This is a genomic window from Streptomyces sp. NH27, from assembly GCF_056859195.1.
In genome coordinates this window covers 1-7,476 of sequence record NZ_JACEGK010000392.1, presented here as the reverse complement: position 1 = coordinate 7,476, position 7,476 = coordinate 1, and the positions used below count along the sequence as shown (strand labels likewise).

Here is a 7,476-nt window from a genome sequence, read left to right as displayed (position 1 = left end):
GCTGTACGGCTTGTACGGGCCGCAGGCGCGGGCGGGGGAGCGGAGGCGCCGCCGGGGCCGGTTGCCCGCTGCCCGGCCGGTCGTACGAAACCGTGCGGGTGACGATTCGCCCGCTCGGCAGCCGTTCGCGCGTACGCGACAGATACCCGTGCGCCTCCAACTCCCGTAGGGCGGAGGCAATTCGGGTCTCGCCCTCCGGGAAGTGCTCGGCCAGCGACTTGATGTCCACGCGGGCGCCGTCCGGCAGCGACTGGATGTGGACCGCGAGCCCGATCGCGGTCAGCGTCAATTCGCGATGCTGGGCGAGGTGGTTGCCGACGACGGTGAAGCGGGCGGTGAGGCGGGTGCGCACGTGCACCACGCCCTGGGCGCGCGAGGGCGCGCTAATCTTTGGGTCAGCCATCGGGAAGAGGTCTACTTCCTGGTTGGTCAGGCCCTCGATCGGGATGCCAGTCCCGGCCGGGGGCCGTTGCTTGCCGTGAGCGTAAGCCGACTGTCCGGCGCGTTGTCCAGTGCGTTCGATAGGTCACCCTTCCAGGTGAACGGCGGCCGGGCGGCGGTGGGTTGGTGGGAGTTCTTTCCCCGGGTTCTTTGAACCGACTACAAGACCGCGTGCCCCACCGCCTCGCCGCCCACCGGCCCGTGACCGGCCACGTTCCGGTGTGCAAGGCGCCGGACCGCCCCGATCGAGTGACGTTCCGCCCCCTCCACGGACGCGCACAGACGTACGTGCTTACGCTGTACGCCTCGAAATCACCTGTACAGAGTGTGTCCGGGCGGGTACGCAACGGACGCTCGGGAGTGGGGGTCGTGATGGACGGCGACATGATGCCGCTCGCTGGTCCACCGCCTGTCGTGTACCAGGTCGTTGGACGGCGCGCGGCGTGCTTCGTCAGGGGAGCAGTTCGAAGGCCGGGATGTGCGCGGGCCGTACCGCGGTGAAGTGCTTGCGGTCCACCGTGGCGACCTGCTCGGCGCCCAGGCGTTCGGCGCAGGCGACGACCGAGGCGTCCACCAGCCCGAGCGGAAGATCGACGTAGCGGGCGGTCAGCTCCGCGATCGCAGCCAGTCACCTGGGTGCACCGGCTCCACGGTGAACAGCCCCGCCGCGAAGTCCTGGGCGAGCAGCAACTCGGCGTGTGGCCCGAGGCGACGCTCGGCGAGGTGGGCCACCTCGGCGATCACCAGGGAGGGGACGAGCAGTGGCCCAGGATGTGTCTCCAGCAGGCGGACGGAGCGCTGGTGCCAGTCGTCCCGGCGGTCGAGCAGGGTGTCGAGCAGGCCGGCGTCGACGATCAGAGGGCTCACGCGCTGAGCGGTCCGTGCCGCGACGCGCCTTCCTCGTCCGCGAGGATGTCGCGGCCTTCGGCCGGCCAGGCGAGTAGTTCCTCCATACGTTCCGCGATGTCATGACGCCCGCTGTCCCCGGCTCCCGCAGAGTGGAAGACACGGCGCACGGTGCCGTCCTCGGGCTTCGAGTCCGGCAGGTGGGAGACGATCGCCTCGCGGGTCCATTCCGAAACCGTGATCCCGCGCCGGGAGGCTTCATGGCGCATGCGCGAGTCGATCGAGTCCTCGATCTTGATCGTCGTTCGCTTCGTCATGTAGGCCAGCCTGCCCAGCACGGGGCGATGGAGTCGACGGAGCTGTTCGGACCAGCTCAGGTTTGGGTGTTCCGGGCCACCGGGTAAGCTACCCGGCTCGATTGGCGTCCGGTGCGTCCGGTATGGCAGACTACCCAAGTTGCTCGGTCGAGCGCCGATGTTGCGCGCCTCCCGTCGGGAGGATCGGAAGCGAGTCCCACAGTACTCGTCGTCCTTATCTGCCCTCCGGGCAGCGCTGGGGCGGACGTACGGGAATCTTCCGGGAAGTGTCAACGCGGCTCCGACCAGGCATCCGGTGGGTGAGATCTCCCACGCAACTCCCTGGTGCAGGGCATTTCCGCATGCGGAAAGTCATGTGCGAGAGACGCGACACGCCCGACCGCGTGGGTCGGACAAGCGGATGTCAGAGCGTAAAAAGAGACAAGGACTACGGAGTAGCCATGGCGGGACAGAAGATCCGCATCCGGCTCAAGGCCTACGACCACGAGGTCATCGACTCTTCGGCGAAGAAGATCGTCGAGACGGTGACCCGTACTGGTGCGCAGGTCGCGGGCCCGGTGCCGCTGCCCACTGAGAAGAACGTGTACTGCGTCATCAAGTCGCCGCACAAGTACAAGGACTCGCGCGAGCACTTCGAGATGCGCACGCACAAGCGCCTGATCGACATCCTCGACCCGACGCCCAAGACCGTTGACTCGTTGATGCGCCTGGACCTGCCGGCCGGCGTCGACATCGAGATCAAGCTCTGAGAGGCACGGAGAAGATGACCAAGCAGATCAAGGGCATCCTGGGCGAGAAGCTCGGCATGACCCAGGTCTGGGACGAGAACAACCGTGTCGTCCCGGTGACCGTGGTCAAGGCCGGCCCGAACGTTGTGACCCAGGTGCGTACCAATGACGCCGACGGCTACGAGTCGGTCCAGCTCGCCTTCGGCGAGATCGACCCTCGCAAGGTGAACAAGCCCCTCAAGGGCCACTTCGCCAAGGCCGACGTGACCCCGCGCCGCCACCTCGTGGAGCTGCGCACCGCCGACGCCGCCGAGTACACCCTCGGCCAGGAGATCACCGCCGAGGTGTTCGAGGCCGGTGTCAAGGTCGACGTGACCGGCAAGAGCAAGGGCAAGGGCTTCGCCGGTGTCATGAAGCGTCACAACTTCAAGGGCCTCGGCGCCGGCCACGGTGTCCAGCGCAAGCACCGCTCTCCCGGCTCCATCGGTGGCTGCGCCACCCCGGGCCGCGTGTTCAAGGGCCTGCGTATGGCGGGTCGCATGGGCAACGAGCGGGTCACCACCCAGAACCTGACCGTTCACGCCGTTGACGCGGAGAAGGGCCTGCTGCTCATCAAGGGCGCGGTTCCCGGTCCGAACGGCGGCCTCGTCCTGGTCCGCAGCGCGGCCAAGGGGGCCTGAAGGATATGAGCACCAGCATCGACATCCTGTCGCCCGCGGGCGACACTGCCGGGACCGTAGAGCTCCCGGCCGAGATCTTCGACGCCAAGGTCAGCATCCCGCTGATCCACCAGGTCGTCGTCGCGCAGCTTGCCGCTGCCCGCCAGGGCACGCACAAGGTCAAGACGCGTGGCGAGGTCCGCGGTGGTGGCAAGAAGCCGTACCGCCAGAAGGGCACCGGCCGCGCCCGTCAGGGCTCGACCCGCGCACCGCAGTTCGCCGGCGGTGGCGTCGTGCACGGCCCCGTGCCGCGCGACTACTCGCAGCGCACGCCCAAGAAGATGATCCGGGCCGCCCTGCGTGGTGCCCTGACCGACCGCGCCCGGCACAGCCGGATCCACGTCGTGACCGACCTCGTCGAGGGCGACACGCCGTCGACGAAGGCCGCGAAGACCCTGCTGGGCAAGATCAGCGAGCGCAAGAACGTGCTGCTCGTGGTCGAGCGTGCCGACGAGGCCGGGTGGCTGTCCGCCCGCAACCTGCCCCAGGTGCACATCCTGGAGGCCGGCCAGCTCAACACGTACGACGTGCTCGTCTCCGACGACGTGGTCTTCACCAAGGCCGCCTTCGACCGGTTCGTCAGTGTCCCCGGTAACGGCGCCGCCGAGACCGAAGGGAGCGACGCCTGATGGCCGAGCAGACCGAACTGACCGAGGCCACCGACCAGGTGTCGGGCGCCGAGATCACCAGCAAGACCTTCACGGACCCGCGCGACCTGCTGATCAAGCCGGTCGTCTCCGAGAAGAGCTACGCGCTGCTGGACGACAACAAGTACACCTTCGTCGTCGACCCGCGCGCCAACAAGACCCAGATCAAGCAGGCCGTCGAGGCGGTCTTCCAGGTCAAGGTCACCGGGGTCAACACGATCAACCGGCAGGGCAAGCGCAAGCGCACCCGCACCGGTTTCGGCAAGCGTGCCAACACCAAGCGCGCCATCGTGACCCTTGCCGAGGGCGACCGCATCGACATCTTCGGCGGTCCGGTCTCCTAACGGGGATCGGATCGAGTCGAAGTCCGGAATATTCCGAGGACTGAGAAATGGGTATCCGCAAGTACAAGCCGACGACCCCGGGCCGTCGTGGCTCCAGCGTCGCCGACTTCGTCGAGATCACGCGGTCCACGCCGGAGAAGTCGCTGGTCCGCCCGCTGCACAGCAAGGGCGGCCGTAACAACGCCGGTCGTGTGACCGTTCGCCACCAGGGCGGTGGCCACAAGCGCGCCTACCGAGTGATCGACTTCCGTCGGCACGACAAGGACGGCGTGCCCGCCAAGGTCGCGCACATCGAATACGACCCCAACCGCACCGCGCGCATCGCGCTGCTGCACTACGCGGACGGCGAGAAGCGCTACATCCTCGCCCCCGCCCGCCTGCAGCAGGGCGACCGGATCGAGAACGGCCCCAGCGCCGACATCAAGCCGGGCAACAACCTGCCGCTGCGCAACATCCCGGTCGGTACCACGATCCACGCGATCGAGCTGCGGCCCGGTGGCGGCGCCAAGATCTCCCGCTCCGCGGGCGCCTCGGTGCAGCTGCTGGCGAAGGAAGGCAACATGGCCACCCTTCGCATGCCGTCCGGCGAGGTCCGGATGGTCGACGTCCGCTGCCGCGCCACCATCGGCGAGGTCGGCAACGCCGAGCAGTCGAACATCAACTGGGGCAAGGCCGGCCGTATGCGGTGGAAGGGCGTTCGCCCGACCGTCCGCGGTGTCGCCATGAACCCGGTGGACCACCCGCACGGTGGTGGTGAGGGCAAGACCTCCGGTGGTCGCCACCCGGTCTCGCCCTGGGGTCAGAAGGAGGGTCGTACTCGTTCTCCCAAGAAGGCGAGCAACAAGTACATCGTCCGCCGCCGCAAGACGAACAAGAAGCGCTAGGAGCGGGTTTAGATGCCGCGGAGTCTCAAGAAGGGGCCCTTCGTCGACGACCACCTGATCAAGAAGGTGGATGTCCAGAACGAAGCAGGCACCAAGAACGTCATCAAGACCTGGTCCCGCCGCTCGATGATCGTCCCGGCCATGCTGGGCCACACGATCGCGGTGCACGACGGCCGTAAGCACGTCCCGGTGTTTGTCACTGAGTCGATGGTCGGCCACAAGCTCGGCGAGTTCGCGCCGACCCGCACCTTCCGCGGTCACGAGAAGGACGACCGCAAGGCGCGGCGTCGCTGACCAGCGGCGAGAAGCGACCGACCATGACAGACACTGAAGGGACAACCATGGAAGCCAGGGCCCAGGCGCGGTACATCCGCGTCACGCCCATGAAGGCCCGCCGCGTGGTGGACCTCATCCGTGGCATGGATGCCACGGAGGCTCAGGCGGTCCTGCGTTTCACGCCGCAGGCCGCGAGCGAGCCGGTGGGCAAGGTGCTGGACAGCGCCATCGCCAACGCCGCGCACAACTACGACCACACGGACGCCGAGTCGCTGTTCATCAGCGAGGCGTACGTGGACGAGGGTCCGACCCTGAAGCGGTTCCGGCCGCGCGCCCAGGGCCGCGCCTACCGCATCCGCAAGCGGACGAGTCACATCACCGTGGTCGTTGCCAGCAAGGAAGGGACCCGGTAATGGGCCAGAAGGTTAACCCTTACGGGTTCCGGCTCGGCATCACCACGGACTTCAAGTCCCGGTGGTACGCCGACAAGCTCTACAAGGACTACGTCAAGGAAGACGTCGCCATCCGCCGGATGATGACGCAGGGCATGGAGCGGGCCGGCATCTCCAAGGTGGAGATCGAGCGCACCCGTGACCGCGTCCGCGTCGACATCCACACCGCCCGGCCGGGCATCGTCATCGGCCGTCGCGGCGCGGAGGCCGACCGTATCCGCGGTGACCTGGAGAAGCTGACCGGCAAGCAGGTCCAGCTGAACATCCTCGAGGTGAAGAACCCCGAGATGGACGCGCAGCTCGTGGCCCAGGCGGTCGCCGAGCAGCTCTCCTCCCGGGTCTCCTTCCGTCGTGCCATGCGCAAGAGCATGCAGGGCACGCTGAAGGCCGGCGCCAAGGGCATCAAGATCCAGTGCGGCGGCCGCCTCGGCGGCGCCGAGATGTCCCGCTCCGAGTTCTACCGCGAGGGCCGGGTGCCCCTGCACACCCTGCGGGCGAACGTGGACTACGGCTTCTTCGAGGCCAAGACCACCTTCGGCCGGATCGGTGTGAAGGTGTGGATCTACAAGGGCGACGTGAAGAACATCGCCGAGGTCCGTGCCGACAACGCCGCTGCCCGCGCCGGCAACCGCCCGGCCCGTGGCGGTGGCAACGAGCGTCCGCAGCGCCGCGGTGGCGAGCGCGGCGGCCGTGGCCGTCGTCCCCAGACGGACGGTGCCGCAGCGGCCCCCAAGGCCGAGGCGCCCGCTCCCGTCGAGGCGGCAGCCCCGGCTGCTGAGACCCCCGGAACGGAAGGCTAAGTACCATGCTGATCCCCCGTAGGGTCAAGCACCGCAAGCAGCACCACCCCACCCGGCGCGGTATGGCCAAGGGCGGCACGGAGCTGGCGTTCGGCGAGTTCGGCCTGCAGGCCGTCACGCCCGCCTACGTGACCAACCGGCAGATCGAGTCCGCTCGTATCTCCATCACCCGCCACATCAAGCGCGGCGGCAAGGTCTGGATCAACATCTACCCGGACCGCCCGCTGACGAAGAAGCCGGCCGAAACCCGCATGGGTTCCGGTAAGGGTTCGCCGGAGTGGTGGATCGCGAACGTCAAGCCCGGTCGGGTGATGTTCGAGCTGTCCTTCCCGAATGAGAAGGTTGCGCGCGAGGCGCTCACCCGCGCCGCGCACAAGCTTCCGATGAAGTGCCGCATCGTGCGGCGCGAGGCAGGTGAGTCGTGATGGCGGCCGGTACCAAGGCGACCGAGCTGCGCCAGCTTGGCGACGAGGACCTCGTCGACAAGCTGCGTGAGGCCAAGGAGGAGCTGTTCAACCTCCGCTTCCAGGCGGCCACCGGACAGCTTGAGAACAACTCCCGGCTCAAGACCGTCCGCAAGGACATCGCCCGGATCTACACCCTCATGCGTGAGCGTGAGCTCGGCATCGAGACGGTGGAGAGCGCCTGATGAGCGAGAAGAATGTGACTGAGACCCCCGCCAGTGACGCGCGCGGCTTCCGCAAGACCCGTGAGGGCCTCGTGGTCAGCGACAAGATGGACAAGACCGTAGTGGTCGCTGTCGAGGACCGCGTCAAGCACGCGCTCTACGGCAAGGTCATCCGCCGCACCAACAAGCTCAAGGCCCACGACGAGCAGAACGCCGCCGGCATCGGCGACCGTGTCCTCCTGATGGAGACCCGGCCGCAGTCCGCCACGAAGCGCTGGCGTGTCGTGGAGATCCTCGAGAAGGCCAAGTAACCAAGTAATTCCTGCGGGGATTCCCTCGCAGGACGGTTCCGCCAGGCTCGGCGGGTGCCACGCGGCTCGATCCGCGTGGCACC

Annotated in this window: 15 protein-coding genes; 11 read left to right on the top strand and 4 right to left on the bottom strand. The window is 67.7% G+C overall.

Annotated elements, in window-relative coordinates:
• The 4 genes from AC13HU_RS26915 to AC13HU_RS26900 all read right to left on the bottom strand — a co-directional run.
• The coding region (locus tag AC13HU_RS26915; RefSeq protein WP_483044544.1) for a helix-turn-helix domain-containing protein at positions 1 to 403 on the bottom strand (403 nt) is incomplete at its 3' end.
• 489 nt (positions 404 to 892) lie between these two features.
• Positions 893 to 1,015, bottom strand: coding sequence for a hypothetical protein (locus AC13HU_RS26910; RefSeq protein WP_483044543.1), 123 nt, complete (start codon positions 1,013 to 1,015; stop codon positions 893 to 895).
• Between the two features lie 32 nt (positions 1,016 to 1,047).
• Positions 1,048 to 1,308 carry a hypothetical protein gene (locus tag AC13HU_RS26905; RefSeq protein ID WP_483044542.1) on the bottom strand — a complete coding sequence of 87 codons (261 nt, stop codon included), beginning with the start codon at positions 1,306 to 1,308 and terminating at the stop codon, positions 1,048 to 1,050.
• A complete protein-coding gene (locus AC13HU_RS26900) occupies positions 1,305 to 1,604 on the bottom strand; it encodes a ribbon-helix-helix domain-containing protein (RefSeq protein WP_483044541.1) in 300 nt (99 codons plus the stop codon). Before AC13HU_RS26900 ends, AC13HU_RS26905 begins: the two co-directional genes overlap by 4 nt.
• A 440-nt stretch (positions 1,605 to 2,044) precedes the next feature.
• Between AC13HU_RS26900 and rpsJ the strand changes: the two genes are divergently transcribed.
• The 11 genes from rpsJ to rpsQ are packed head-to-tail and all read left to right on the top strand — an operon-like array spanning position 2,045 to position 7,393.
• The gene (rpsJ, locus tag AC13HU_RS26895) at positions 2,045 to 2,353 is read left to right on the top strand and encodes a 30S ribosomal protein S10 (protein WP_014144312.1); all 309 of its coding nucleotides are present in this window, start codon (positions 2,045 to 2,047) and stop codon (positions 2,351 to 2,353) included.
• Between the two features lie 14 nt (positions 2,354 to 2,367).
• Entirely contained in the window at positions 2,368 to 3,012 is a 645-nt protein-coding gene (gene rplC / locus AC13HU_RS26890) for a 50S ribosomal protein L3 (RefSeq protein WP_103886919.1), read from the top strand.
• A 5-nt stretch (positions 3,013 to 3,017) separates the two neighbouring features.
• Entirely contained in the window at positions 3,018 to 3,680 is a 663-nt protein-coding gene (gene rplD / locus AC13HU_RS26885) for a 50S ribosomal protein L4 (RefSeq protein WP_483044540.1), read from the top strand.
• Entirely contained in the window at positions 3,680 to 4,042 is a 363-nt protein-coding gene (rplW, locus tag AC13HU_RS26880; protein ID WP_483044539.1) for a 50S ribosomal protein L23, read from the top strand. Before rplD ends, rplW begins: the two co-directional genes overlap by 1 nt.
• A 47-nt stretch (positions 4,043 to 4,089) precedes the next feature.
• Positions 4,090 to 4,926, top strand: a complete 837-nt coding sequence (rplB, locus tag AC13HU_RS26875) for a 50S ribosomal protein L2 (protein ID WP_202235516.1) — start codon at positions 4,090 to 4,092, stop codon at positions 4,924 to 4,926.
• Positions 4,927 to 4,938: 12 nt separating this feature from the next.
• Positions 4,939 to 5,220: a 30S ribosomal protein S19 gene (gene rpsS, locus AC13HU_RS26870; RefSeq protein WP_202235517.1), complete on the top strand. Its 282-nt coding sequence runs from the start codon at positions 4,939 to 4,941 to the stop codon at positions 5,218 to 5,220.
• 47 nt (positions 5,221 to 5,267) lie between these two features.
• Positions 5,268 to 5,615 (top strand): 50S ribosomal protein L22, encoded by a 348-nt coding sequence (rplV, locus tag AC13HU_RS26865; protein WP_328468094.1) that lies wholly within the window; start codon positions 5,268 to 5,270, stop codon positions 5,613 to 5,615.
• Positions 5,615 to 6,454, top strand: coding sequence for a 30S ribosomal protein S3 (rpsC, locus tag AC13HU_RS26860; RefSeq protein ID WP_483044538.1), 840 nt, complete (start codon positions 5,615 to 5,617; stop codon positions 6,452 to 6,454). The genes rplV and rpsC overlap by 1 nt, the downstream gene beginning before the upstream one ends.
• 5 nt (positions 6,455 to 6,459) lie before the next feature.
• The gene (gene rplP / locus AC13HU_RS26855; protein WP_093786106.1) at positions 6,460 to 6,879 is read left to right on the top strand and encodes a 50S ribosomal protein L16; all 420 of its coding nucleotides are present in this window, start codon (positions 6,460 to 6,462) and stop codon (positions 6,877 to 6,879) included.
• On the top strand, positions 6,879 to 7,103 hold the full coding sequence (gene rpmC / locus AC13HU_RS26850) for a 50S ribosomal protein L29 (RefSeq protein WP_483044537.1): 225 nt from the start codon (positions 6,879 to 6,881) through the stop codon (positions 7,101 to 7,103). Before rplP ends, rpmC begins: the two co-directional genes overlap by 1 nt.
• A complete protein-coding gene (rpsQ, locus tag AC13HU_RS26845) occupies positions 7,103 to 7,393 on the top strand; it encodes a 30S ribosomal protein S17 (RefSeq protein WP_328468101.1) in 291 nt (96 codons plus the stop codon). The genes rpmC and rpsQ overlap by 1 nt, the downstream gene beginning before the upstream one ends.
• The last annotated feature ends 83 nt before the right edge of the window (positions 7,394 to 7,476 follow it).